This is a genomic window from Bacillus sp. R86525, from assembly GCF_042466195.1.
GTDB lineage: Bacteria > Bacillota > Bacilli > Bacillales > Bacillaceae_G > Bacillus_A > Bacillus_A nitratireducens.
On the sequence record NZ_JAXHPX010000007.1, the window covers coordinates 2,997,676 to 3,024,259 of the forward strand.

The window sequence follows — 26,584 nt, forward strand, 5'->3', positions numbered from 1 at the left end:
TGTTCGCCTCATTTTCATCATCTTATTGGAGGGAATGTTATATTCCCTAAAACTACAGATTGCTTTGCACCTGTTGCGCTTGGCACATTACTCGGATTACGATGATGCGTTTCGTTTGCTAAAATCGCAAAGGCGATTGCTTCTTTCGCCTCTGAAGAATAGCCTATATCTTCTTGAATGAATATCGCGCATTTTTCTTCCTTCAATCCATTTCGTATCATTTCAACAAGTGTACGATTATAACTACCCCCACCACCTAAAATTACTTCATCGATTTCATAATACGGCAGAATAAACTCCTTATAATGATGAACAATTGAACTTGCTGTAAACATCGTGACAGTCGTCAAAAGATTTTCTTTACCATGCTTTTCAAACCGCTTCAATAATTCACTTACAAATTCTTCTCCAAACTGTTCTCTACCAGTTGATTTCGGTGGATTCATTTTCAAAAATGGATGGTTCATACAATATGTCAAAATTTCATCTACAACTACTCCTTGTTTTGCAATCCTACCATTTTGATCATATGGCAACTGAAATAATCTTTGACATACATCATCGATTACCATATTTCCTGGGCCAATATCAAAAGCAATAACGCTCTTATCACTTAAATGACTTGGTATTACTGTAACATTACCGATCCCGCCAATATTTTGTAGTAATCTATTTTTAGTTTGATGACGATACAAAATGAACTCTGAATATGGCACAAGTGGTGCACCTTGTCCCCCTGCTGCCATATCCATCGTTCGAAAATTAGAGATAACCGTAGTGTTCGTTTCATATGCTATAACTGCTGGTTCTCCAATTTGCAATGTCGAAGAAATTATATTGCCTTCTTGCTTTGGCTGATGATAAATCGTTTGTCCGTGAGAACCTATTAAATCTAATTGTTTCAAAGGAAAATTGGCCTTTTTACAAACTTCCATTACAGCGTTGGCAAAACATAAACCGAGCTTAAAATTTAAACTGCATATCAGTTGGACATTTGAATTTTCTATTGATAACGATTGTTTTATCTCATTTTTCATATCATTACTAAATGGAACAGTAGTAAAATGTATAAGTTCGACCTTAGACTCTACACCACTCCCTTCTATATGAACGAGTGCTACATCTATTCCATCTAACGATGTACCGGACATTATCCCTACAATATACATAACGCGCATGACCTCCTATTTACTAAAAAACAATTATGTAAGTTAAAAACGTACAACCAACCGAAAATAATAAAAATCTAAAAAACAACTGTGCTTTCGATGCAAACGATCCATCAATGAAAGAAACAACTACCGTAGCAAAATACTTGCCGCAAAGCTTGTAACGAGCCATATACTATGCATTTGTGATAGATTTAACATTCTTAATAAAGGTACTAAGAGTAAATTTGCACATATTACTCCAAACAATAATATAAATACACCTTTATAACTAAATTTTATATTCATTCCTTTACACCTTCTCTCAGTTTAATATGAAAGAAGTAATAGACAAAAAGTCTATCACTCAAAATAACCGTATAAAGCTTAAGAACTAACAGATTCCCCGTCACCATTCTTTTCAATTTCAAGCATATTTTTGTCGTACATTTTAAAGAATGGTAGGTAAATAAGAAATGAGATTGTTATGTTTATAAATACGAGTACAATCGCTCGCCAATCCCCACCTGTTGCTAAATATGCACCAATTGGAGCTGGTAATGTCCATGGAGGCATTATATGTGTTGGTGTAACAAACCCCATCGCAGTTGCTGAGTATGCAATAGTTGCTGTTACTAGTGGTGTAATGATAAATGGGATAATTAAAATTGGGTTTAGTACAATTGGCAATCCAAAAATAACAGGTTCATTAATATTAAAGATACCAGGCACAATACAAGTTCTTGATAATGCCTTCGAATATTTTGATCGACCAAATACAATCATAGCTAATACAAGTCCTAACGTCGCACCAGAACCACCAATCCATATAAACCATTGGTATAATGGTTCTGGTGAAATGAATGGCAACTGATTTGCTCCACTAGCAACTGCTTCACCATTTTTCCCTAAATATACTTCCCATAATGGCCTGGCAACAGTTCCAACAACCGACACACCATGGATTCCGAATGACCAAAAAAATGTAATTAAAAATACTGGAATGATTACACCGAAGTAACTATCACCAGCTTTTACTAACGGTGCCGCTAATTTATCAACTACATGATGTAAATCAATACTAAAAACGACAGTTACTAAACTCATTAAAATAATAACGAATGCAGCAGGTATAAGTGCTTCAAACGAACGTGAAACAGACGGCGGTACTTGTTCTGGCATTTTAATCATTACATTTTTCGTCTTACAAAACCTTAAAATCTCTACTGATAAAATAGATACGATCATCGTTACGAATAATCCATGCCCCCCGAGATTTGTCATCGGAAGCATAAATCCTTTTTTATCGATTAATTCAGGCGTCAATGTTAAAAGTAGTGAGCATACTGCTAACTGCGCCCCTGATAAAGCATCTAACTTATAACTTTTCGCTAAATTGTATCCTATACCAAATGCTATATATAAAGACATAATAAACATTGTTAAACGATATGGTATTAAAATACTTGTTTGATTCTTTAATGCCCAAACGGATATGAAACTATCTTTCGGTAATGGCGGAAATGCTACGATTAAAAAGAAACTTCCTACGATGATAAATGGTAATGCTGAAATAACTCCATCACGGATTGCTTGTAAATGCCTCTGTTCAGAAAGCCTTGCCATCGGTCCAGATAAGTTTTTATCAAGAAACGTGACAAACTTATTCATAGCTCTTCCCCCTAACTAATTAAATCATTTACAGTTTTTAATAAAGTCGGTCCGCCAAGCGGCGTGTATGCTTGTGGCGGAATGATACCGCACGGAATAGATTCTTCTTCTGCAAATTTTTTTACAGAGTCAAATCGATGTCTTACTTGAGGTGCAACCATTACAACATCCCAACCATTCTTTACTTCTTCTTCCACCTCACTTGTTCCAATCGCATGCACTTCTATGTTCATGCCTTTTTTCTCCGCTTCCTTTTTTAAAGCGTTTACAACAATTGCGCTGGACATTCCTCCAGAACAAACAAATAAAACTTTCATTATTGAATCCTCCTATACTTATAAATTGTTTCCTTCAAATGAAAGAAAGTTTCACTTTATTAACAAGCATATGAAGAAATGAAACGATTTAGTTATACTGAAATTAAATTTCACTAAAAATATTTTTCCTATTAAATTAATGTTTCAATATGCAATTTTCTCTATTGCAAGGCCAACCTCGCTTCAGATATTATTTTAAATAATCATATGATAGGGAGGCGTATAAATGATCGTTAAACGTTTATTAATGATATTTTGCATCGTCATCTTGTTCATTCCTTTCTGCCTCATTTCTCCTCACTCTACTTACGCTGAAGTAAATACTACGTACAAAAAACATGAATTACGTGCTGTATGGATCGCATCTGTTCTTAATATTGATTGGCCCTCAAAAACTGGCTTACCCATCGAAAAGCAGAAACAAGAATTTATTAGATTATTAGACGATGTAAAAAACACCGGTATGAATGCAGTTGTTGTACAAATAAAACCAACCGCTGATGCTTTTTACCCTTCCAATTACGGTCCTTGGTCTGAATACATTACAGGTACACAAGGAAAAGACCCTGGATACGACCCGCTCGCATTTATGATTGAAGCAACACATAAAAGAAATATAGAGTTCCACGCATGGATTAATCCATACCGAATAACGATGAATCACACTGATATAAATCGATTATCAGATAATCATCCTGCAAGACAGCATCCGGATTGGGTTGTACCCTATGGCGGAAAGTTATATTACAACCCTGGTATTCCAGAAGTGAAAAGGTTTATAACAGAAGGTGCTTTAGAAATCGTGCAAAATTACGATATTGACGCTTTGCATATGGATGATTATTTCTATCCTTATAAAGTATCAGGTGAAGAAATTCCCGATCAAAAAACGTACGAAACATATAATAACGGTAGATTTACAAATATAGAAGATTGGCGACGCGACAATGTAAATGAACTTGTCAAAGGTCTAAATACTGCTATAAAACAAGAAAAATCATACGTAAAGTTTGGCATAAGTCCGTTCGGCGTGTGGCGAAATATAGCTGATGATCCAACTGGTTCTAACACAACTGCAGGCCAAAGAAACTATGATGACCTTTACGCTGATACACGTGAGTGGATACAAAAAGGATATATAGACTACATTACACCACAAATATATTGGAATATTGGTTTCACGCCTGCTGCATATGATATATTAGTAGATTGGTGGGTAAAAGAAACCAATAATAAACCCATTCACCTATACATCGGTCAGGCGGCCTATAAAATTAATAACAACTCTGTTCCTGCTTGGTCTGATCCTGAAGAATATCCAAAACAAATCGCATTAAATCGTCAATATCCTGAAATAAAAGGAAGTATGCATTTTAGCTTAAAAGATATTAATAACAATCCACTTGGTGTGAAAGATAAACTCTCAAAAGACATATATAAACATCCTGCATTAATCCCGCCTATGCCTTGGCTTGATCATGACCCACCAAAACAACCTACTTTAAAAGGTGCCATTCCAAGAGATGAAGGTATTGCTGTAGGTATCATTGATGATAGAGAGAATGACTCTGCTTATTACGCCATTTACCGTGTGAATGGAAAAAATGAAGTTGATATACAAAATCCGAAACATTTACTTACTACTATAAGAAAAACAAAACTTGGAGAAATTTATGTAGATAAAACAGCTATTTCTGGAGAAACGTATACGTATGTAGTAACTGCAGTTGATCGATTGCATAATGAAAGTGTTGCATCTAGTAAAACTACAGTTAAAGCAAAATAACATCTAATAAAAAAAGCGCCTTAAAAGCTAAGAACTATAGCTTTAAGGCACTTTTTTTATTTATTCTTAAATTTCTCAGTCGCTGCTCTCATCTTCACATTCAAATCATGATCAATGGAGTCGCGAATATCACGCTCTACTACTTCCATTTCTTTTTGGAAATTTTGCAAGTAGACTTTTAATTCTTCTTCTTTTTCTGGTCGTTGTGACGGAGGTAATTGCACCACTAAAGATAACATCGCAGTTAAATCTTTCATTAAGAACGTTTCGAGTTTATGTTGTTGTTCAAACATACGCTGCTCTTGATAGTACGGCAATGCATTTAATACTGAAATTGTAATATCATCAACCGTTCTTTGTAATGAAGGATTTATCGAGCGTTTATACGCTTGAATTGTATTCAATGCATCTGGATATCGATCATAGAAATACAATTTATAAAACGATAAGTCTGACGGTTTTACAGTTTGCTGCGTTTCTTGTCTTAAGAAATCTTTCACTTTCATCGCGGCAACATCGATATCTTCATTTGTAAGCTTTTTCGTTGTTTTTGCCATTACATGCACTTTTTTCTGTTTTTCTTTCGGCAACATTGAAAATACTTGTTCTCTCGTACGTTGACCTGATGTACAGAAAAGAGTATTCAATGTATGTTGTTCTTTCTTTCCTTCCGTACGAATCCAGCGATAAAAGAGTGGATGTTGCGTAAACTCTTGTAAAAACGGTGTCGATTTGTTTGATAATTTCTCAATGGAATCTTGTGCTCTCTTATATGGTTTCGTCCATGAAAAATAAAGTTTACGTCCGAAGTATACAACTAAAACAACGACAGTAAATGCGATTAAAAGTAATGACCCTAGTAGTAATAATACTCCTTGAATGAAACTCATTTTTTCACCTCCTCTAAAAGTCTGTTATTTCCTTGGACGCTGAATGAGTTTCTGCTTCATCTCATCATTAAATGTATCTAGTTCAATTACAAATTTCTTACTAGACTCAATAATACGTTCTGACGATTTCTCAGATGCTTCAATAGCGGCAAATACATTTTGGAATGATTCACGTAATTTATCCATGCTAATTGCAGGATTTTCAAGGAGTTTTGTTGTTTCTTCTGTATTTTGTTTTAATGCCTGTGAATTGCTTAATACCATTGATTCAATCGCTTCATTTGTTGCATTAACAGCATCAATTGTTTTACGTTGATTTGTTAATGCAAGCTGTATTGCAGCGGAAACCGTTACAACGTTTTGCGTCATCGTAATTGCATTACGAATTGCCTCTGATAGCTTTTCATTATTTTTCTTAATGATGTCTACAGATGCGATAGATTGTAATAATACACTTTTTGCTTGCTGCATATTACGTGTACGTACAAGTATCTTTTCTAATGCATCATTTATTAACGGAATATCCCTTTGACGTTCTGGGTTTTGTTTCTCGGCTTCAAGCATGCCTGCAAGTTTTCTTCCTAAGTATACTTGTTTATCAAGAGCGTGAATTTTATCGTGCGATTGTTCTTTAAGCATTTCAAGACCAACTGTATCTTCTTGTAAGTTGTCACGACCAATTAGAAGGGATCTTATAATCTCCTCAATTTGCTTATCTATAGATTGATATTTATGCACGTATGTTTCAAGTGGATTTTTCTTGAATACTTTAAACATAATTTTCTTCATACCACTTGCTTTTAATGAATTCGGATCAAGCTCTGATACCACTTTGCGTAATTCTAACAATGTATTTGGAATTTCTTCGTTCTTTCCATTCATCATCGCTGTTACAGGACGTTTTAATGCTGATAACGTTTGTCCTGCTGCTTGCTGCTCTTTATCTCCTAAGTCTCCAAGCTGCGACAATACTTTTGATAAATCTGTATTTTGCTCGCTATTTAACTTTTGTACATACAGATCAGCTTCTTTATTTAATTCTTCAAGTTCTGCATCTTTTATTACTGTATCCACTACTACTTCTACATTATTATCTTTCACAATCGATACAGGTTCTTTTTTCTCGAGTTCAGTCAACAAAATCGCTCCTTTATTTATATGTGCGAATTTATATGCACTATATTTCATCTAATATATCGTATTTCATACACATTTTGCTTGCTTGAAATCGATTTTTCAAGAAATACCTGCTTATGCAGTCATTCCCTGTTTCATAGTATAAGTATACCTGTTCTCTTCATTATTTTCCTCAGACTTAAGACCTAGAGAGGAACATGCTGAAGGCGGATTCTTTACGAATCCCATTATTTATTACCTCTTCATTCTAATTTGAAATCCGATTGGTCAATCTCCTTCAAATCATACAGTACTCAATCTTTTGACATTTGTTATCTTTCAATGTGATAATTATGTCATGCTCGCTTCTACTTATTTTTTCGAGCAACGAATGCTCCCTTTTGAAAAGCTAATAACGCCGTTTCATACGTATCATCTTCTTCAATCATCTTTATAAACTCCGCTAATTCTTCTGTATGTGAAGTTGCATTATCAATAACAAGCAAACCTTTTGGCTCTAAAATACGTTTTATATGTTCCCACCACCACATGTATTGTGTACGTTCTGAATCTAGGAAAATAAAATCAAATGAATGATCTAATTGCGAATCTAAAAACGCCCCAGCTTCTTGATTATGGACATCAATTCTTTGTACAAGGTTTGCCTTTTCAAAATTTACAATTGCCTCTCCAACCCGTTCTGAAGAAAGCTCTACAGTTGTTACATTTCCATTTGTTTCTTCTACCGCATTAGCTAACCACAATGTAGAATAACCATTAGAAGTTCCAATTTCTAAAATATTTTTTACATTACACCCTTTTACTAAAATTGATAAAAATTGCCCCATCTCACGAGAAATGTTCCGTAATTTTTCTTCCCGCGTTTTTTTATTTCGATCATGCTCTTCTCCATATTGTTCAAGTTGAGATAATAATGAATCTACAGTATCCATCCTTTTCATCGCCTTTCAAAAAGCAATATGATGAAAAAGCTCTTGTTGCCCGTCTACTTTTCATTATATGCGAAACGAAACCCTTTTTCTCGTTATATGACAAAGTTTTAAATTTTTTTATAGCATATTGTTTCGTTTTTTGGTAAAGTTAATTTCTACGTGCAATTATTCCATTCATACTATTTTTAATTAAATTGCAGTTATTAAATAATATAAACCCCATTTAAATGAATCGGTATTTCAAATTCAATTAAGCGCCCTTTCCGGACGCATTTTCTTTTGTTTATATATTTCTAGAAGAAAGGATGCTTACAATGAACGTGATTAGCTTAGATGCCGCTAGAAAGCGAAAACAGCATAAAAAATTAATGATTACTATACCGATTATTTCACGTATTTATGAAGAAGACGGGGAAATTAAATTTGAGGTAGCCGGCGAAAAAGATGTACCTCTTGAAATGTTAGAAAAATAAAAAAAAGACGCACTTCTAAAGAAATGCGTCTTTTTTATACTATTACATTTAAGTGCATAAGTTTTTCAGGATTAACCATCATATAAATGTTTGAAATTTTCTCATCCTCAAATACGAATGAAAGTACATACGTCACTTTATTATTTATTGTAACTATAACGCCTGGTGCACCATTTACTATTTTGAAATCAACACTATACTTTTCTGGCAATCGTTTTGCAATTCCAAAGAACAAACGTATAATTTTATCTGCAGAATAAATCGGATTAATAGCAGTTGTAACTTTACCACCACCATCTGCTTTAAATATCGCATCTGTTTTTAATACTTCTAGCATGCCTTGCGTATCCCCACACTGTAATGATGATACAAACTTTTCCACATAGGCAACCATTTTCTTCGTACTTAATGTTGATTGCTTCGGCTTATCTAAAATACTTTTTCGTGCGCGTTGAAAGATCTTCCGGCAATTCACACTACTCTTATCAACAATTGAAGCTATTTCCTCGTAGTCATAACTGAACACCTCTCTTAATATGAAAACAACCCTTTCTACCTCAGACAATTGTTGTAAAAGTAATAAATATGCCGTAGAAATTGATTCTTTCATTACAAATGACTCTGCTGGCTCATCAGACTCTTCCACAAATGGCTCTGGTAACCACATCCCTACATATACATTACGTTTATGCGCTGTCGAACGTAATGTATCAATTGAACGATTTGTCGCCATTTTACACAAATATGCTTTCATATTTTCTATAGATTGAACATCCTCTATATTATTTACCGCAATAAATACGTCATGAACGATATCTTCAGCGTCCATAACACTCCCAAGTATTCTATATGCTAATGAAAATAATAATGGTTGATACGCTTCATATAATTGCTCCGTTTCCATGATGAACTTCCTCACTTTCTAATTGCTTTAAAATGTGTAACGCTGCATCAGCTAATATTTCATCATGCCCAGCCCAATCTCCTGCAACGTAAACACCTGGCATTTCAGGTATATTAGGGCCCGGTTTTTCAACACGGTCAATATGAGGAAAATCATGTACTACCGTTATTTTCGGTAAATATTGCTTTGCAACAACTTCTCTTTTCCAATTAGGATGTAGCAACTCCATCGTATTTTCTAACTGTTCTTGATCATCATGAAAATGATTTATCTCTAGCATAGGATTATGGTACTTAATTAAACTCACTACAAGTGCTCCATCTTCACTTAATTTGGCTGCTCTTGATTGATTCGTGAAAAATATAGGTTGATCTAGCCCTAATGCAAATTGATGTGTAGGATTGGTTAAGCGTCTTAAACCAATATCTAATGCAGCAACGGTAACCGGTACCGATTGTTCACTCCATCTATACAAACTTGTTCCTTCTGCACCTTTTATTATTTTACAAGCTTCTTTCGGTGGAATCGTCACGACAACTGCATTAACTTTAAATACTTCATCATCCGAACAACGAATTTTTTGTATACCTTCACAATTTTCTACTTCCAATACATGCTTACTAGCCTGAAATTGCACCCCAACATTATTCGCTATATCTCTTAATTTTGTTATTATCGTCTCCCAACCACCATCTACATAAAATACTCCTTCTTTTATTGAAAGCTGTATTTGCTTTAGTACAGATGATGCTAATTGTATTGTAGGAGCAAACGTATATGTTGTTGTTCGGCATAACGCATAAAATATATTTCGAACCATTGGATCTTTTATTTCTTTTTCTGCCCATGTAGTTAGACTCATTTTCGGAACTTCTCCTACATCTAATTTCCCTAAATGAATCATAAGACGAGAAAATTGTACTTTTGCAGACCATGAAAGTAGTGGAGTTGCTAAAATAGAGCGAAAATCTGTTGGAATAGTAAATACATCGCCTTTCCATATTCCATGCGCTTTTGTAGATGGCATTCCACCTGGAAGATTCAAATCAAGCTCATTAAAGGTTAAAAATGCTGCTCCACCTCTATATAAAGCATGTGCACCAAGATTCATACAAATGCCATTTTTATTTACAGTCATCCCTCGACCACCGAAGCGACTGGATTTTTCCAATACAATAACTTTCCTTCCAGCTTTCGCTAAATATATAGATGCTGTTAACCCAGCAAGCCCACCGCCAACAATTGCTACATCAAATGTATTCATAATAAAATCCCCCCTTATCGTTCTACATACAAGACGAACGAATTAGGAGGGATGTGACATAAAAATAAATTTTTATTTATCTACTTTATTTCTTTTTTTGTATTCGGTCATATTGCATACGAAATAACTCAATTGCGAATGGAATATCCTCTTCACTCTTTATATAATAACTTATCCATCCTGATTCAGGTAATACGTGATGTGGTTTCACTAACCCTTCATTCACTAATTCATCTCGCTTTACCTTCTGAAATGGTAAATCAACTACCTTTTCACCATGAAGATGACCAAGTTCTTTCTTACCATAATTTATTTCAATACCACCAAATCGATGCGGTTTTTCAGAAACACCCGCCCAGCTGAGCACTTCATTTCTAATCATTTCACTAAATGACATGAACATTCACTCCTTATTATTGATTGATGTAATTTTAAATTAACACGTTCATTACTTTTTTCCATCAATCCAAAGTATGAATGCGAATACGAATATAGTTTAATCTCAATATACTTTATTTTTTTAAACAATAATTACAATTTCAAAAGGTCTTTATCATATTATATAGAATTATTATTAAAAATAATTTTAAAGGATGGATATATATGTGCAAGGTATTATTACGAAAGGCGAATTATCTTCAATCTGAGGAATTAACACTATTTAAAAAAGCTATAAAGTTTGCAGAGCAAGCACACGATGGACAATACCGTCAAACTGGAGAACCATACATCATTCATCCTTTCGCGGTTACAGAAATATTACTAAATTATAAAGCTGACGTCACAACATTAATTGCTGCGTTATTACACGATGTTGTAGAAGATACAGAGCATTCTCTAGAAGAAGTTAAGTTATATTTTGGTGCGAACGTTCAATATATTGTAGATGGATTAACAAAAGTTAAAAAACAATGTGGTCAAAAGAAAGCATTATACGAAGCAATTAATTTTAAAAAGTTATTACTAGCCTCTCAAACAGATATACGTGTAGGCATTATAAAAGTTATAGACCGCCTTCATAACATAAAAACATTGAGTGTTAAAAAGCCTGCAAAACAAGTAGCTTATGCAAATGAAACACTAACACTCTTTGCACCGCTTGCAGAGCGATTCGGTTTATATTCAATCCAGAATGAATTAGAAAACCTTTCTTTTCAATATCTACATAAGGAAAGATATAAAAAAATACATAATCTTCTAACGGAATATGCGCCACGCATTCAAAACAATATAACGAATTTAAGAAAAGGCATACTTTCTTTTTATGATACTACCCTTTCATTTGAAATAAGTTATGAACTCAGCGCTATTTACTCTGCTTACTCACAACTACAAGAATCTCAAAACGTATCAAGTGTTTCACGAATATGTATCACCACTGCAAGTGTGCTAGATTGCTATAAAATTCTTGGAATGATTCATCAATTATACAAACCAACTATAAACTATTTCGAAGATAATATCGCTCTTGAAAATAGCCATTTTAATAACAATTTAAAAACTAAAATAAATATGAATGATATCGAACAAACAATTATCATCCAAACGCAATCAGCAAAAACATTAAAAGATAATGGTATTTTTTATTTATTGAATAGTAGAACTGTAGATGTTCAAGCAATATCTTATAAAATAATGAATGATACAATTGTGAATAACAATTTATTAACTACAGATCCAATCACCTTCCACAATTTAGTATCGTATGAACTATTCGAAAATACCATTACGGTTTATACTACAGATTTACAACCTATTTATTTACCAGATGGTGCTACAATTATTGATTTCTCTTTCTCTGCATTTCCAAAAATTGTACATAACATGAAAAAAGCAAAAGTAAATGGGGTGCCTGTTCCACTTAAAACAAAGGTATCTCATTTTGACGTCATCGAAATCCATTTCGATTTAAAACAAAACTTGGAATTAGAGTGGCTAAATTACGCCAATACTGCTAAAGCACAATTAATGATTCATCAAAAACTATCTTAAATAAAAGGCCAATTCCTTTCTATAAGGCATTGGTCTTTTCATATAACGTAACCATTAAAATATACGAAATAAATTTTAATATTTTTACTCCTAACCTAACATCAATAATTCCGACTTTCATTAGTTCGCTCTAATTTTTATCCGTATTTACATTACGGGAAATAAGAAGCACAGCCAATATTCTTTATAAAACAGGTGAATTTATTATGATACAGACAAATTCACCTAACTAACACTAGGCACATATCCTAAAGTTGTATCCATACTTACCTATAGAAAGGCAGGTAATACGATTGACTTCTACTATTGACTACACCTCTCCTTCAACGAACTTCACTCATGATTTAAGTAAAAGTAATTTTTTTAAGAAAGATGCCCAAAATTATATTAATGTACTTGGCATAAAACAATTAAACACTTTAGAAAATACTTCTTTATTAGATATTTATTTAAGTACAGGCAACGTTGTAGAACCACATATTCATCAAAATGCAGCTGAACTCGTTTACTGTATTTCAGGATCTGCTGTTGTTTCTTTACTTAATCCATTTACGAATCAAATATTAAACTTACCGATAAAACCAGGGCAAGTTGCCAACATTCCACAAGCGTGGTGGCATTATGAAATTGCTTCAGCAGATAATACTCATTTATTAGCTATATTCGACGCCCCAACCCCAGAAGTTATTTTTGGTTCTGATATTTTAAGATTAACTCCCGCTAATATGATGGCTCATACTTATTGCCTCAATGAACAACAATGGAAACAAGCAGTATCCCCAATTCAATCCACTACGGTAATTGGTCCCCCGGCGAACTGTAATCAAAACCGCGACATGATAAATCAGTCAACTCAGCCCCCTACTCAACAACAAAATCTATATTACCAAGATTCTTATTACTTCCCTTTTTACTGGGGGTATTAATTAGTATCATTTTAATAGAACCATCATTTATCTCCTCGGAAAATATCGAGGAGATTTTTTATCGTAACAATTAATAGAGTACATACATATAATATTTATATATTTAATTGGAGGTGATAGTACTATGAGTAATTATAACTATCGAAAAAACTACTCTAATAATAAAAATAGTAGCTCGTCAGCATCCTCTCAATCTTCGAACTCTCAATCTTCCGATTCCCAGTCACAAAGAGATTTAGCCGAGCAAGGCTATGTAAAGAAAAAAGGATGTAACTGTAATAAAAATAAATAGTTTATTACTAATTTGAGCAATGACATTTCACCGCTCATGATAAATAATTTACGCCCTAGTATATAGTTTATTTAATGGATGAATTCTGTTTTTAATAGAATTCATCTTTTTTGTTTATATGTAATTTTTCAAACCATATAACTTATTCCATAAACAATAAAGTGCAAAGCATAAATTTTTATTTTTCTTATATACCAACTTATCAAACAGTAATTTCTCAATTGATTCATCACCTATCTTTCCATAAAAGATAGCCCCTCCTAATAAAATTAGGAGGGGCTATCTACAAATGCCTGTTTAAATTTCAAACAAACATTGTAACAAGTTAGACGATATTAATACCTGCACTTACAAATCCAGCAACTGCAGCTATTGGACTAGCAGCTGTTAATGAAACATATAATAGTATTTGATCCCCAGCAACTACTGGAATACTTTCAGCTACGATCCCTGATGCTGTGTCCAAAATTGCTATTGTAGTAAATGTTGGTGTTAATAATAGAGGTGCTCCCTGAACTGTAAACGTATTACTTCCTGCAGGTGCAGTTAATATTTGCATCTGAATTTGTACCGGTGTTAATACCGCTAATGCAGCTGTTGCACTAAAGAAACCTGCTAATGACGTAATAGTTCCTGCACGTGGTGCTACAAATGCATAATCACCTACCCCTAACGCTAGTGTGATATCAGTTCCACCTGTTAATGCTACGCCAGGCTGACTAAAACCAAATCCAAGGAGAGTTCCTGTATTAGCTACTAATGCGTTAACTAACGCAGCTGGCGTTGTACCTGAAGCATACGGAATAATAGCTCCGCCTCCTGTTGCTCCTGTTGCACCAGTTGGACCTGTCGCTCCTGTTGCTCCTGTTGCTCCTGTTGCTCCTGTTGCTCCCGTTGCTCCTGTTGCTCCTGTTGCTCCCGTTGCTCCTGTTGCTCCTGTTGCTCCCGTTGCTCCTGTTGCTCCTGTTGCTCCCGTTGTTCCTGTTCCTGCCGGGCCTGTGTCTCCTGTTGGACCTGTTGCTCCTGTTGCTCCTGTTGCTCCTGTTGCTCCTGCTCCTCCTGATCCTGTCGCTCCTGTTGGACCTGTTGGACCTGTTGCTCCGCCTCCTGGAGTAGCACCAATTAGTTGTGTTAATAAGTTTAATAGAAGTTGTAAACTCGCAGGATCAATAATTAGAGAGAAGAAGAATGGTGCAAGGGCACTGTAGAATTGTTGTAATAAAGAAAGTAATTCGCTTAAGTTTGGATTAGGGGATTGTAGTACATTGATAATACTTTGAATTAGTTGTTTTAAATAATTACCCTCTGGAGATGGTGCTAATCCATTTAGTAAATTTAATAGTTGAGTAAACAAATTGAGTAAATTTAATCTGTTTGCATCACTTGGATTTGCAAAAAATGCTGCAATAGCCGAAATTAAAGAATTTAGTAAAGTGATTAATTGTCCTAATTGAGTGCTAGTAATTGGAACTGTTTGTGGATTATTACAACATTCTGGAGTGAAAACTATCGGATTGCAGTTATTATGACCAAAACAATTGTTATGTGACATTTATTTCCTCCTTACTTGTCTTATAGTTGAGTGTTTTCCTATTATAAGAACCATAAAAGTGTACAAAGAGAGTTATGTTATATATTCACTTAAAATAGGAAACATGGATTATAATTAAACTTTAAAACGATATTTAATTATGTTCATGACTCACATATTAATTATATGTTTTTAATAATTGACTGCTTAGATTAAACACCTAAACTTAAGAGTTTATTTTATTTTTCCACGTTTATCTATTAGGTCCAAAAGCACATTTTCATTTAAAAATTAAAACATAAATAAATCATTAGCATATATTCCACAAGTAACAACATCATTCTTTCAAATAATTAACAATGATACCTTTACTAATATTATATTCCTTCTATAATCATGAAGCCGTTTCTATTATAAAAAACTTTCATACAATATAGTGGACAAGTTATTCTATACTTCGTTCAAAAAAGATAATTAAAGGAGTGAAATTTAATTGCCAATCATTCAACCATTTATGGCTTCTAGAAGATTTACATCTACACTAGGAGCTGGAACAGGAACAGGTGCAGCTTTTGCGATTGCTGCAACAGCTTGTTTAAACGATGCCGGTACTACTGCCACTGCCTTTCCGACTTTTACGTATTACAACCTCTATGTAAACGGCATAATTCAACCTAGCGTGAACTCCAGCGTCACCACAGGTCCTACTGGTGCTATTACAATTCCTGGCGGAGATGCATTAGACGGTGGAATCCCAATAACAATTGAATTTATCGTCACTTAATTTTAACTAATGTAATTTAGAACAAAAAAAGACAGATTCCTTTTTCCATTAAGAATCTGTTCTTTTTTAATTAATAATAATAAATTGTAATATAATTGATGACCCTTGCGAAGGTGGTTGATTATCCAATAAAGTTAGTTTACCAGTACTAACTTCATAAAATGGTTGTGGTTGCAGAATTCCATTAATAAACAAATTTATATATGAAACCTCACTAGGTGATAATATATTCGTTGTCCCATATTGAGCTATCCCATCTGCGTCTGTATATATAAGTTTCTCTCCATCTGAAAAAGTATAATATAATAAATTGGTTGTTGTTATGGGGCCAATAGCCCCAGGTTCTCCGGTTGGTCCTGTTAGGCCTGTTGGTCCCGTTGTACCGGTCGGCCCTGTTAAACCTGTTAGTCCCGTTAAACCTGTTGATCCCGTTGTACCGGTTGGTCCTGTTAGACCGGTTAATCCTGTTGATCCCGTTGTACCGGTTGGTCCTGTTAGACCGGTTGGTCCTGTTAGACCGGTTAATCCTGTTGTACCGGTTGGTCCTGTTAGACCTGTTAATCCTGTTGATCCTGTTGTACCGGTTGGTCCTGTTAGACCGGTTGGTCCTGTTAGACCTGTTAATCCTGTTGATCCTGTTGATCCTGTTGTACCGGTTGGTCCTGTTAGACCGGTTGGTCCCGTTGCACCGGTCGGCCCTGTTAAACCTGTTGGTCCCGTTGCACCGGTCGGCCCTGTTAAACCTGTTGGTCCCGTTAGACCTGTTGATCCCGTTGTACCGGTTGGTCCTGTTAGACCGGTTGGTCCCGTTGCACCGGTCGGCCCTGTTAAACCTGTTGATCCCGTTATACCTGTTGGTCCCGTTGGAATATAAATTGGGGGAAGAACTGGAAAAGTAGGTCCAATATTTCCAGGTTGTATAATAGCTTTATTTATTGATAATTTATCATCTCGCTTCAATTTAATACCTCATTCCACATTTTTGTCTACTAATTTATATAATAACTCTATCCTTTTAAAAGAATTCCATAACTAATCTTTTTTTCATTCTCAAATGATTTTTACATATATTAAACTTTTACCTTTGCTATAACTACTACTTTTAAACTCTTCCACTCCACTTCCTAGATCTATTTTTACTCCCGCAATATCAACTTCAAATTATAATAATAATTTAATTACCAATTTATTTGCTGGTAATACAATTTCGCTTCAATTATTCTGCATATTATCCATCTTTAATTTAGTTGAAGGTGGTTCAACAGGTACCTTTCTAACAATTATACGAATCGATTAAAAAATGATTCATTCTTTTTTTAATAAACATTTTTAGATACTAAACTAGTAACTATCACGACAGTGATTATGCAACACAAACACATTGCACTATATTCATAGTAGTAACTATCTTTACTAAATTTTCCGTATATATATTATCAATTTACACTGTGCCCATGCTGATGTTACATTAAATAAGAAGAAAGTTTCTCCTTTACGAACCATCTCAATACGTATTTGAGAAATATTCTCCAATCCTATACGCGAGAGCAATACTGTGTTGACACTCAGATGAGTGTCTTTTTTTTGTAAATTGTAATAAATAAAACCATCTTTTATAGATGGTTTTATCAAAACGTATCTCTTTATATTCTAAATAAAATAACAAGTTTATGAAGCTGGATAATAAATGGTCATACTTAACCGAGTTAGCGTTCGTCCGGAATTATGATAAGAGTGCGGTCTATCCGCCTTAAAGCGAATTGAATCTCCGCTATTTAATGTATATTGACAATCATTTATTTCAAGTGTCAATTCTCCCTCAAACACCGTTATAAATTCTTCGGTCCCTTCTTTATGGCCTTCCGAACTTAATTTTCCTTCCGTTTCAATTTCAACCGTATAGATTTCAAAGTTCCTATCATCTTGAAAAGGAAAAGAAGGATACACTTTATATCTCCCATTGTCTTCTGATAATACTTGAACATCGTTTCGTAAAACCACTTTCGTATCAGGCTGTGGATTATTAATTAAAGACGTAAAAGACACTTTTAAACCATTCGCAATTTTCCATATTGTTGTTAGTGTTGGACTTGATTCTCCCCTTTCAATTTGTCCAATCATCGTTTTACTTACACCTGTTAATTGGGCAACCTTTTCTAAACTTAATTTTTCTTTCTCACGAATTGTTTTTAAATTTTTCGCCAAAATAAGTTGAATTTCTTCCATAAAAAACACTCCCACACTATATACAATATAACGACCGTTATGTATAATAAAAAGCACACGTTATATTGTTCTTTTCGGTCATTATAACATACAAAAAAATACTTAGGGGGTTTTGAAATGCCTTTATTTTCTTTTTTATTATTTGTTTTTATAAGTAGCTTCACACCCGGTCCTAACAATTTTTTAGCAATGACATACGCAAATCAACTTGGTTTGAAAAGGAGCATGCAATTTTGCTTAGGAGTAGCTTTCGGTTTTTTCCTCCTCACTTCTTTATGTAGTTTCTTTAATATCGTACTAATTAATATTTTACCCAAAATCGAATTACCTTTAAAAATTTTAGGAGTAGCATACATGCTATATTTAGCTTTTAAAATACTCACTAGTAAAGGCAGTACAGATCCCGATGAAAAAGATAATAAAAACTTATTTACAGTGGGGATTTTTCTTCAGTTTGTTAACCCTAAAGGGATATTATTCGGACTGACTGTAGTTTCTACTTTTATTCTCCCTTACTACAATTCATATTCCAGTTTTCTACTTTTTTCTTTATTTCTAGGTGTAGTCGGTTTAATGAGTACATTTAGTTGGAGCCTGTTTGGTTCAATGTTCCAAAAACTTTTATTAAAACATACTCAGTTATTTAACATCATTATGGCTGTTTTATTGGTTTTCAGTGCTATATCAATTGTTATAAACTAGCTCTATACTCATTCTGGTTACTTATAAACTATCTTTCCATATAAAATTTTTAAAGCTTAGATTGTTTTTAATAGTAATCTATATACCATTTGTGACATATCGAAACGAACTAATTCCGATATGTCACAAATGCTTAAAGTTTTTACCTAGCCCGCTCAAATCTCCCATCTATTTATTGGACTCTGTTCTATTCACTCCTTAAGGCGGGAGTTTTCTGCAAAAAAATAATAACGTATAGCTTTAATCGAAGCGGATTTTTGTTCATGTACCACTAAATATAAGCTGAAACCAAACTGACTTATCCCCCCAAATAACGAAGCAACAAACACCGAATCAATCTTACTTCAAGTTTACTCAACTTCATACCACCAGCCTTTATGATCAAGCCAACCTCTTTTCACCTAGTCTGCAAAAGGACGCTGTTAAAACATTCAGTGAAAGACTATTCGGATGACAATGTTTGCAAATATAAAAAATGAGGTTTCTCTTTTCTAGAGAAACCTCACCACATCAATGTTTTTGTTAAATTTTAAACTGACTCGTATACAAATCAAAGTAAAACCCTCCATCTTCCATGAGAGTTTCATGATTTCCTCTCTCTAAAATACTTCCATCTTTTATTACAAGTATTTGATCTGCTTTTTCAATCGTTTTCAGTCGATGAGCAATTACAAAGCTCGTTCGCCCTCTCATTAAATTATTTAATCCTGCTTGAATTTGTAATTCTGTTCTCGTATCAATATTAGATGTCGCTTCATCGAGAATTAATATATCTGCATCTGCTAGAATTGCTCGTGCGATCGCAAGAAGTTGTTTTTGTCCTTGACTTAAATTTGAACCTTCTGAAGCAATTTCTGTTTCATATTGATCCGGTAAATGTTTAATAAAAGAATGCGCCGATGCTGCCTTAGCTGCATTAATTACTTCTTCATCACTTGCATCTAATCGTCCATAACGGATATTATCCATAATCGTCCCAGCAAATAAATACGTATCCTGTAAAACAACCCCTATTTTACTCCGTAAAGAATTAATATCATAATCCTTTATATCTTTTTCATCAATACTAATTTGTCCTTTTGGAATGTCATAAAAGCGAGTTAGCAAATTTATAATTGTTGTTTTTCCTGATCCGGTTGGACCGACTAAAGCGATTGTCTCCCCCGGATTCGCCTCAAGACTCACATCTTTTAAAATCATGTTGTCCTGTTCGTACCCAAATGAAACTTTCTCAAGCGTAACGCGCCCTTGTAAATCTTGTACAAGTACTGCATCTTTTTTATTTTGAATTTCTGGCACTTCATCCATAATTTCGAAGACACGTTCTCCGCCAGCAACTGCCGCTTGAATCGTATTCATTAACGTTGCAAATTGACTAAGTGGTCTTGCGAATTGACGAGAATAGTTAATAAAAGCAGCAATGACACCTACTGTTGTCATTCCGTTTAATACCATAACTGATCCAGCTCCAATTACAAGCCCCATTCCTAAGTTATTAATAAAGTTCATACTCGGAAAAATAAATGCTGAAAATGTTTCAGCTTTCGTTGCTGAAATTCTTAGCTGTTCGTTAATTTTATTGAAGTTATGTACGGTTTCTTTTTCTTTTCCATATAACGTAGTTACGTCTGCACCTGTAATAGCTTCCTCAATAAACCCATTTAATTCTCCTAAATCCTTTTGACGTTTCGCAAAGTTTTTCCCACTATAAGCAACTAGTTTTTTTGTAACGAAAAACATAATAGGTACCGTAATTAAAGTGACAATTGCTAAAATCCAATCTAATGAAAACATCGCAATTGTTACACCTATAAACGTCAACGCTGATGAAATGATTTGCACAACACTTTGTGTCAAAGCTTGATTTAAGTTATCAATATCATTTGTCACACGGCTCATTAAATCACCTTGAGAACGTACATCAAAGAATCGTAGAGACAGTGTTTGGATTTTTCCAAAAATATCTTGTCGTATTTTTTGTATTGTTTTTAATGCAACATTAATCATGACAAATGTTTGTAACCATGTTAACAATACGGTTACCCCATATATTGCAATGAGCAGCATGCACATTCTCGCTGTCCCGCTTAAATCCTTCGGTACAATATATTCATCAATGATGACCCCCATATAATATGGCCCAAGTAAACCTAGTAATGTCGTGATAAATACAAGAATAATAACGAACATAAGAGATGCTTTTTGATACCCCATGTAGTTCCATACTCGCATTATAGTTCCTTTAGTATTCTTTGCTTTTCCCTTTTTCGGATTATTACGTCCACCTTTATTTCCAAATTGGCCTTGAAAATTACGCACGCTCTTCCCCTCCTTCTTGCTGCAGGTTACCACCTTGGGAAAGATAAATTTCCTGATACACTTCACATGTTGCCAATAAAGCCTCATGCGTACCACTTCCAACTAATTCCCCGTTATCCAGAACGAGAATTTTATCAGCATCTATAATAGAGGATATTTTTGATGCTATTAAAAATGTCGTTGTGCCACTATATCTCGACCTTAATGCTTCTTGTATTACAGATTCTGATTTCGCATCAACTGCCGATGTAGAATCGTCTAATACAAGAATAGATGGTTTTCTCACTAAGGCTCTTGCAATTGATACACGTTGTTTTTGTCCACCTGATAAATTCGTCGCACCTTGTGTTAAATTATATTGATAAGAATCTTCTAACTTGTTGATAAACTCAGTCGCACAAGCAGATGAAGCTGCTATTTCCAATTCATCGTGTGTGGCATCTTCTTTACCATAACGTAAATTCTCTTCTATACTACCTGAGAACAGCAATGCCTTTTGAGGTACAAAACCTATTGAAGCACGTAATTTTTGTAAATCATATGTCTTAATATTTATTCCATCAATACATATTTCACCTTGATCAACATCATATAAACGCGGTAACAGCTTAGCTAAAGTAGATTTACCACTTCCTGTAGAACCGATAATTCCTACTTTTTCACCTTTACCTATGCTGAATGTAATATCTTTTAAAACGTATTCATTATTTTTCGTATAACTATAACTAACACCTTTAAAATCAATATTCCCCTCGATTTGCTCAGGTTCAATCGCATTTGCTTCGCTCATAATATCAACTTCAGTATTTAAAACTTGTTGTACACGATCCGCAGATGGAAAAGCTCGAGCAATTTGAATAAATACCATACTAATAGACATAAGTGCCATTAAAATGATATTCAAATAGTTAATAAATGCTAAAATCGCTCCTACTTGAAGAGTTCCATTAAATACTTTTTCTCCACCAATCCATAGTGTTGCGACAATCCCACCGCTTACAACTAGCATAATGATTGGCATCATTAAGGAGATAAGCTGCACAGCTCGAATATTTATCTTCGTTAAACTTGTATTAACATTTCCAAACTGAGCGATTTCATATTTTTGTCTTACGTACGCTTTTATAACACGTACACCAGATAAATTTTCTTGTAACTTTGTATTCACTTTATCTAATGCTTCTTGCACCTTTTTAAACGTTCCACTTGCTTTACTTGCAATTAAAATAATCGCCAGCAATAAAATTGGTACAACTACAAGTAATATAGGAAATAACTCTCTCGCTGTTACAAAAACAATAATTATACTACCGATAAATAGCAATGGTCCACGAACGAGAACGCGTAATGTCATCGTCATCGCCGATTGAATGGATGTAATATCATTTGTAACAATCGTTAATAATTTTCCTGTTCCAAATGTATCCCGATTTTTACTAGAAAATGTTTCTATTTTCGTAAACACATCTTTTCGTATGTCTGTAGCGAAATTAACAGCAGCTTTTGTAGAATACATCATACAACCAAGTCCTCCAACTAAACCGAGCGCTGCTGCCCCTATCATAAGAAGCCCCATTTTTATTACATAATTCAAATCCCGATTTGCAATTCCAACATCAATAATATGTTGCATAATTGTCGGTTGAATTAAGTCCATCGCGACCTCAAGTACCATAAATAGCGGTCCAATAATAGCGAAGAACATGTATGGTTTTAAATACTGTAACAACTTGCGAAATGATTTCATACATAATCTCCTTTTTTCATGAAATTACCATTGAATAATTTATATTCCTCCTTATCTAAACGATTTAGTCTAGAATTTCTTCATTACTTCTAATATATTATGTAAATTAATATTTAACATTATTAAATGATAAGCATTAATGACTTTCTGGTCAATAAATGTGCTTTATCTTACGTAAATACAAAAACCGCATTCTAAATAAAAAGAATGCGGTTTTTTATTTATATTTGTTTAATTGTAAAATTCAATCTTAAACCCATTATTTTCAGATGGATTCCACATGTAAAAATTTTTTAATACGATTATTACCTTTATCCTTCATCAAAAGCATCTAAATGAATATTTAAAAATCCGTTAAAACTGGGAATCTATACCCTTTTAAATCTAATTCTTTATTACTCCGAACCATTAAATACTTACTAGACTGTAATTCTGTATATTGTACCTCATCAATCCCTAATTGATCTGGGCAAAAGTAAAATTCAACCTCTGTAAATGATTCAGAGATTTCCTCACATAATTCATCTAAAATCGGAAGTACTGGAGCAAATACTCCATATAACTTTAGCTTTTCATTTTCTACTTCATAAACGATCATCGCATCTAGTTTCTTAGAATAATACAGTTTCTCATTCCACTTTAAGTCATACATTTTCAAATAAAACGAAGATCGATAATTTATTGTCGAAAACATATTAGAAAGCCTTTGACCATTTTCAATTATTTCATTTATTGAATTTCTATCCTCTTCATTATAAAAATCTAACTTTCTAAGTATAGAATCTTTATTATTCTTTTTATCATATGGTATAGTCATCAGATATTCCTGCACAATTTGAAATCCAAATGATTTATATAGTTCAGGGGTTTCAGTAAACAAGACAGCATATTCACATTGCTTATCAATTTCTTCTATCATCTTATTAAGCAATTGTGTCATTAGTCCTTGTCTACGAAAATCCGGATGTGTCATTACTGATTGAATACCCGCTGCATTTATTTTTTCACCATTAATTAGTAACGGAAGTGAAAACGCCGCAACATTTGCAATCACTTTATCATCTTGTATAAATGATAAAGCTTTATATGTATAATCCCAATATCCTTTCTCTGAAAAATCATGTAATGTTTGACTTGTAATCCCAAACACTTCTTCAAATAAAGGAAATAACTGCTCTCTTTTCGGTTCTTCTAATAGAAGATTTGCAATTTTTTCAACATTCCCCATGTTGTACCTCCATACGTCGATTCCATTAAATTAGATAAACCTATAAGATCTACCCATAAAATAATAGGTCTTACAAATCAATATAGTACCATAAAACATAAAAAAAGAATCTAATTAATTTTATGTTTTGACTCTTTAAAAATAAGTCGAATAAACCAATATTAAGATTTTTTAATATTAATAAGTTTATTATATAATAAATAGCGCTTTCTAATGAGTTTTTACTAATAGAAATGCACCATTTATAAAAAAATATTTATTTAATCTTTTGTTCCTTCAATCCTCTCCTTCGTATTAATTTCTTCTCCCCTCATTCGTTTTTCAAATGTCTTTCTCCAACTAGTAGAAAGCGCATGTACTTCTAAAATTCTTTTTAATCCCTCCATATTTTGTTTTTCTTTATGCATGATACAATTAGCAAACGCTACTGTAATACCTTTCGAATCAGATTTCAGCAATTTTAACGTATCGACTGGTGATACCCATCCTTCTTTTAATACGCGAAAATAAAACCCTGTATATCCTGTTTCTTGAAAATACAATGGTAACTTTGGAACATTGTATTTCTTAGCTAGTTTAAAACAAGGCTGTCTTGGCTGCGTAACTTGTACTATCGCATCTCCAAGTTGAAACGTATCACCAATACAAACATCCTCTTCGCGCATACCGCTAACTGTTATATTTTCTCCGAAGGCTCCATAAACAAGGTCTTGACTCAATTCTTTCTCCCAATATCCATAATGTTCTCCCGAATACACACAAACTGCTTTATCCACTCCACCATGATGAACTAAATCCGCTTGGCCATCACCTTTAAATTTTACAAACGATAAATATATAGGTTCCTTTGTTTCAACTTTATTTATGCCTGTTTGAATTAACTTCCCACCATATATAACCTCTTTTGGCAATCCTATATTTAGTGATAGTACCTCATATACTTTATCCATCATAATTGCCCTCTAACTTTCCACACAATTTTTCAAAAGATTGATTTATTATTTCAAAACCCTTATCAATTTCTTCATTTGAAATGACAAGAGGCGGTAAAAAACGTAGTACATTATCAAATATCCCTGCCCCAATACTTATAAGCCCATTCTTCCAGAACTCATCAATTAATTTTACTGTTAGTTCTTTTGCTGGTTCTTTTGTTATACGATCCGTTACAAGTTCCATTGCAATCATTGCACCAATTCCACGTACGTCACCTATAGCTTCGTATTTCAATTGCATTTCATGTAAATGTGACATTATTCTATTTCCGACTTGCTGGGCTCTTTCAACTAGATTTTCTTCTTCCATAATTTCAAATACAGCAAGACCGGCTGCACATGATAATGGACTTCCTGCAAAGGTCCCACCGATTTGTCCTCTCCCAGGAATATCCATCAATTCAGCACGGCCAACAATTGCACTTAATGGTAAGCCTCCAGCTATTGATTTTGATAATGTAATAATGTCAGGCTCTATTTGAAAATGTTCCGTTGCAAACCATTTCCCAGTTCGACCAAATCCAGTTTGCACCTCATCCATTATCATTAAAATACCATATTGATCACAAATCTCCCGGATTCGTTTTACAAATAAAATAGAAGGAACAATAAATCCACCTTCTCCTTGTACTGGTTCCATTACGATTGCCGCTACTTTTTCAGGTGATACTGCTTCTAAAAACTTTTCAAGCTGATAGATGACCTGAGAATCCACCTCTTCAGAAGAAACGCCTTCTTCAGCTCTGTAATAGTACGGATACGGCAATATATGCATGTCTGAAACGAACGGACCAAATCCTGCTTTATATGGATTTTCTTTGGTCGATAAAGACATCGTCATTAAGGTTCTCCCATGAAACCCTCGTTCAAACGAGATTACTTTACTTCTCCCTGTTACTTTACGTGCGATCTTTACAGCATTTTCAACTGCTTCCGCACCACTATTTGCAAACATCGTTTTTTTCTTACTTGTTCCTGGTACTTTTTCATTAATTTTCTCTGCTAAAGTAATGTAATTTTCATATGGAGTTACATGAAAACACGGATGAATAAATGTTTCTGCTTGTTTTTGTACCGCTCTTACGACTTTCGGATGACAATGCCCGACATTTTGCATTCCAATTCCACCAGCAAAATCAATATACTGATTTCCATCTACATCTGTAATAATCGCTCCTCTTGCTTCTTTTACATATAAAGGTGTTAAATGATATATTCCTGTCGGTACAGCCTCCTCATACCTTTTTTGAAGTACTTGTGAATAACTGCCCGGTAATACGCTTGATTTCAACAATTCCTCTTCACCTCATCTATTTTTTT

23 protein-coding genes and 2 pseudogenes are annotated in these 26,584 nt (G+C 34.0%); 7 read left to right on the forward strand and 18 right to left on the reverse strand.

Annotation, left to right across the window (positions count from 1 at the left end; all coding sequences use genetic code 11):
• Positions 1–17: 17 nt before the first annotated feature.
• The 4 genes and pseudogenes from anmK to SJY24_RS17995 form a co-directional block, all read right to left on the reverse strand.
• The gene (gene anmK / locus SJY24_RS17980; protein WP_377865683.1) at positions 18–1,169 is read right to left on the reverse strand and encodes an anhydro-N-acetylmuramic acid kinase AnmK; all 1,152 of its coding nucleotides are present in this window, start codon (positions 1,167–1,169) and stop codon (positions 18–20) included.
• 22 nt (positions 1,170–1,191) lie between these two features.
• A pseudogene (locus tag SJY24_RS17985) lies at positions 1,192–1,457 on the reverse strand (hypothetical protein).
• Between the two features lie 78 nt (positions 1,458–1,535).
• Entirely contained in the window at positions 1,536–2,819 is a 1,284-nt protein-coding gene (locus SJY24_RS17990) for a PTS sugar transporter subunit IIC (protein ID WP_377865684.1), read from the reverse strand.
• A gap of 11 nt (positions 2,820–2,830) precedes the next feature.
• Positions 2,831–3,136, reverse strand: a complete 306-nt coding sequence (locus SJY24_RS17995; protein ID WP_377865685.1) for a PTS sugar transporter subunit IIB — start codon at positions 3,134–3,136, stop codon at positions 2,831–2,833.
• 226 nt (positions 3,137–3,362) lie between these two features.
• Here SJY24_RS17995 and SJY24_RS18000 point away from each other — a divergent pair, with 226 nt between their 5' ends.
• Positions 3,363–4,922 (forward strand): glycoside hydrolase family 10-like protein, encoded by a 1,560-nt coding sequence (locus tag SJY24_RS18000; RefSeq protein ID WP_377865686.1) that lies wholly within the window; start codon positions 3,363–3,365, stop codon positions 4,920–4,922.
• 56 nt (positions 4,923–4,978) lie between these two features.
• On the opposite strand, the gene SJY24_RS18005 is transcribed toward SJY24_RS18000, so the two are convergent.
• The 3 genes from SJY24_RS18005 to SJY24_RS18015 all read right to left on the reverse strand — a co-directional run bounded on the left by SJY24_RS18005 (position 4,979) and on the right by SJY24_RS18015 (position 7,890).
• Entirely contained in the window at positions 4,979–5,812 is an 834-nt protein-coding gene (locus tag SJY24_RS18005) for a DUF3974 domain-containing protein (protein ID WP_212091089.1), read from the reverse strand.
• A 24-nt stretch (positions 5,813–5,836) separates the two neighbouring features.
• Positions 5,837–6,949 carry a toxic anion resistance protein gene (locus tag SJY24_RS18010; RefSeq protein ID WP_071745911.1) on the reverse strand — a complete coding sequence of 371 codons (1,113 nt, stop codon included), beginning with the start codon at positions 6,947–6,949 and terminating at the stop codon, positions 5,837–5,839.
• Between the two features lie 347 nt (positions 6,950–7,296).
• Complete coding sequence (locus tag SJY24_RS18015; protein ID WP_098764326.1) at positions 7,297–7,890, reverse strand: O-methyltransferase; 594 nt, start codon at positions 7,888–7,890, stop codon at positions 7,297–7,299.
• Between the two features lie 305 nt (positions 7,891–8,195).
• Here SJY24_RS18015 and SJY24_RS18020 point away from each other — a divergent pair, with 305 nt between their 5' ends.
• Positions 8,196–8,354: a hypothetical protein gene (locus SJY24_RS18020; protein WP_001100983.1), complete on the forward strand. Its 159-nt coding sequence runs from the start codon at positions 8,196–8,198 to the stop codon at positions 8,352–8,354.
• A 34-nt stretch (positions 8,355–8,388) separates the two neighbouring features.
• Here SJY24_RS18020 and SJY24_RS18025 read toward each other — a convergent pair whose 3' ends face one another.
• The 3 genes from SJY24_RS18025 to SJY24_RS18035 all read right to left on the reverse strand — a co-directional run bounded on the left by SJY24_RS18025 (position 8,389) and on the right by SJY24_RS18035 (position 10,919).
• Positions 8,389–9,258 carry a sigma-70 family RNA polymerase sigma factor gene (locus SJY24_RS18025; RefSeq protein WP_377865687.1) on the reverse strand — a complete coding sequence of 290 codons (870 nt, stop codon included), beginning with the start codon at positions 9,256–9,258 and terminating at the stop codon, positions 8,389–8,391.
• On the reverse strand, positions 9,236–10,522 hold the full coding sequence (locus SJY24_RS18030; protein ID WP_377865688.1) for a phytoene desaturase family protein: 1,287 nt from the start codon (positions 10,520–10,522) through the stop codon (positions 9,236–9,238). Before SJY24_RS18030 ends, SJY24_RS18025 begins: the two co-directional genes overlap by 23 nt.
• 85 nt (positions 10,523–10,607) lie before the next feature.
• Positions 10,608–10,919 carry a luciferase domain-containing protein gene (locus SJY24_RS18035; RefSeq protein WP_377865689.1) on the reverse strand — a complete coding sequence of 104 codons (312 nt, stop codon included), beginning with the start codon at positions 10,917–10,919 and terminating at the stop codon, positions 10,608–10,610.
• A gap of 206 nt (positions 10,920–11,125) precedes the next feature.
• Here SJY24_RS18035 and SJY24_RS18040 point away from each other — a divergent pair, with 206 nt between their 5' ends.
• A complete protein-coding gene (locus SJY24_RS18040; protein ID WP_377865690.1) occupies positions 11,126–12,514 on the forward strand; it encodes an HD domain-containing protein in 1,389 nt (462 codons plus the stop codon).
• Between the two features lie 293 nt (positions 12,515–12,807).
• Positions 12,808–13,440 carry a cupin domain-containing protein gene (locus SJY24_RS18045; RefSeq protein ID WP_377865691.1) on the forward strand — a complete coding sequence of 211 codons (633 nt, stop codon included), beginning with the start codon at positions 12,808–12,810 and terminating at the stop codon, positions 13,438–13,440.
• A 617-nt stretch (positions 13,441–14,057) separates the two neighbouring features.
• Here the strand turns inward: SJY24_RS18045 and SJY24_RS18050 are convergent.
• Positions 14,058–15,284, reverse strand: coding sequence for an exosporium glycoprotein BclB-related protein (locus SJY24_RS18050; RefSeq protein WP_377865692.1), 1,227 nt, complete (start codon positions 15,282–15,284; stop codon positions 14,058–14,060).
• 472 nt (positions 15,285–15,756) lie between these two features.
• On the opposite strand from SJY24_RS18050, the gene SJY24_RS18055 reads away from it, so the two are divergent.
• Positions 15,757–16,047 carry a DUF4183 domain-containing protein gene (locus tag SJY24_RS18055; RefSeq protein WP_097808884.1) on the forward strand — a complete coding sequence of 97 codons (291 nt, stop codon included), beginning with the start codon at positions 15,757–15,759 and terminating at the stop codon, positions 16,045–16,047.
• 66 nt (positions 16,048–16,113) lie between these two features.
• Here SJY24_RS18055 and SJY24_RS18060 read toward each other — a convergent pair whose 3' ends face one another.
• Positions 16,114–17,007, reverse strand: a complete 894-nt coding sequence (locus SJY24_RS18060; protein ID WP_377865693.1) for a DUF4183 domain-containing protein — start codon at positions 17,005–17,007, stop codon at positions 16,114–16,116.
• Positions 17,008–17,143: 136 nt separating this feature from the next.
• Here SJY24_RS18060 and SJY24_RS18065 point away from each other — a divergent pair.
• Positions 17,144–17,344: pseudogene (locus tag SJY24_RS18065) on the forward strand (BclA C-terminal domain-containing protein); the annotation flags it as partial.
• Positions 17,345–17,715: 371 nt separating this feature from the next.
• Here the strand turns inward: SJY24_RS18065 and SJY24_RS18070 are convergent.
• Positions 17,716–18,330 carry a helix-turn-helix domain-containing protein gene (locus SJY24_RS18070; protein ID WP_377865694.1) on the reverse strand — a complete coding sequence of 205 codons (615 nt, stop codon included), beginning with the start codon at positions 18,328–18,330 and terminating at the stop codon, positions 17,716–17,718.
• Positions 18,331–18,390: 60 nt separating this feature from the next.
• Between SJY24_RS18070 and SJY24_RS18075 the strand changes: the two genes are divergently transcribed.
• Positions 18,391–18,975 carry a LysE family translocator gene (locus SJY24_RS18075; RefSeq protein ID WP_377865695.1) on the forward strand — a complete coding sequence of 195 codons (585 nt, stop codon included), beginning with the start codon at positions 18,391–18,393 and terminating at the stop codon, positions 18,973–18,975.
• Between the two features lie 522 nt (positions 18,976–19,497).
• On the opposite strand, the gene SJY24_RS18080 is transcribed toward SJY24_RS18075, so the two are convergent.
• The 5 genes from SJY24_RS18080 to gabT form a co-directional block, all read right to left on the reverse strand.
• A complete protein-coding gene (locus SJY24_RS18080) occupies positions 19,498–21,294 on the reverse strand; it encodes an ABC transporter ATP-binding protein (RefSeq protein WP_377865696.1) in 1,797 nt (598 codons plus the stop codon).
• A complete protein-coding gene (locus tag SJY24_RS18085) occupies positions 21,287–23,041 on the reverse strand; it encodes an ABC transporter ATP-binding protein (RefSeq protein WP_377865697.1) in 1,755 nt (584 codons plus the stop codon). Before SJY24_RS18085 ends, SJY24_RS18080 begins: the two co-directional genes overlap by 8 nt.
• 343 nt (positions 23,042–23,384) lie before the next feature.
• On the reverse strand, positions 23,385–24,269 hold the full coding sequence (locus SJY24_RS18090; protein WP_377865698.1) for a GNAT family N-acetyltransferase: 885 nt from the start codon (positions 24,267–24,269) through the stop codon (positions 23,385–23,387).
• Between the two features lie 260 nt (positions 24,270–24,529).
• Positions 24,530–25,219 carry an MOSC domain-containing protein gene (locus SJY24_RS18095; RefSeq protein ID WP_377865699.1) on the reverse strand — a complete coding sequence of 230 codons (690 nt, stop codon included), beginning with the start codon at positions 25,217–25,219 and terminating at the stop codon, positions 24,530–24,532.
• A complete protein-coding gene (gene gabT, locus SJY24_RS18100) occupies positions 25,212–26,558 on the reverse strand; it encodes a 4-aminobutyrate--2-oxoglutarate transaminase (protein ID WP_377865700.1) in 1,347 nt (448 codons plus the stop codon). The genes SJY24_RS18095 and gabT overlap by 8 nt, the downstream gene beginning before the upstream one ends.
• Positions 26,559–26,584: the final 26 nt, after the last annotated feature.

Excerpts from the sequence above, each read along its gene's own strand:
- anmK (WP_377865683.1), bottom strand. The coding sequence starts at position 1,169 with ATGTATATTGTAGGGATAATGTCCGGTACATCGTTAGATGGAATAGAT.
- SJY24_RS17990 (WP_377865684.1), bottom strand. The coding sequence starts at position 2,819 with ATGAATAAGTTTGTCACGTTTCTTGATAAAAACTTATCTGGACCGATG.
- SJY24_RS17995 (WP_377865685.1), bottom strand. The coding sequence starts at position 3,136 with ATGAAAGTTTTATTTGTTTGTTCTGGAGGAATGTCCAGCGCAATTGTT.
- SJY24_RS18000 (WP_377865686.1), top strand. The coding sequence starts at position 3,363 with ATGATCGTTAAACGTTTATTAATGATATTTTGCATCGTCATCTTGTTC.
- SJY24_RS18005 (WP_212091089.1), bottom strand. The coding sequence starts at position 5,812 with ATGAGTTTCATTCAAGGAGTATTATTACTACTAGGGTCATTACTTTTA.
- SJY24_RS18015 (WP_098764326.1), bottom strand. The coding sequence starts at position 7,890 with ATGAAAAGGATGGATACTGTAGATTCATTATTATCTCAACTTGAACAA.
- SJY24_RS18020 (WP_001100983.1), top strand. The coding sequence starts at position 8,196 with ATGAACGTGATTAGCTTAGATGCCGCTAGAAAGCGAAAACAGCATAAA.
- SJY24_RS18025 (WP_377865687.1), bottom strand. The coding sequence starts at position 9,258 with ATGGAAACGGAGCAATTATATGAAGCGTATCAACCATTATTATTTTCA.
- SJY24_RS18030 (WP_377865688.1), bottom strand. The coding sequence starts at position 10,522 with ATGAATACATTTGATGTAGCAATTGTTGGCGGTGGGCTTGCTGGGTTA.
- SJY24_RS18035 (WP_377865689.1), bottom strand. The coding sequence starts at position 10,919 with ATGTCATTTAGTGAAATGATTAGAAATGAAGTGCTCAGCTGGGCGGGT.
- SJY24_RS18040 (WP_377865690.1), top strand. The coding sequence starts at position 11,126 with ATGTGCAAGGTATTATTACGAAAGGCGAATTATCTTCAATCTGAGGAA.
- SJY24_RS18050 (WP_377865692.1), bottom strand. The coding sequence starts at position 15,284 with ATGTCACATAACAATTGTTTTGGTCATAATAACTGCAATCCGATAGTT.
- SJY24_RS18075 (WP_377865695.1), top strand. The coding sequence starts at position 18,391 with ATGCCTTTATTTTCTTTTTTATTATTTGTTTTTATAAGTAGCTTCACA.
- SJY24_RS18085 (WP_377865697.1), bottom strand. The coding sequence starts at position 23,041 with ATGAAATCATTTCGCAAGTTGTTACAGTATTTAAAACCATACATGTTC.
- SJY24_RS18090 (WP_377865698.1), bottom strand. The coding sequence starts at position 24,269 with ATGGGGAATGTTGAAAAAATTGCAAATCTTCTATTAGAAGAACCGAAA.
- SJY24_RS18095 (WP_377865699.1), bottom strand. The coding sequence starts at position 25,219 with ATGGATAAAGTATATGAGGTACTATCACTAAATATAGGATTGCCAAAA.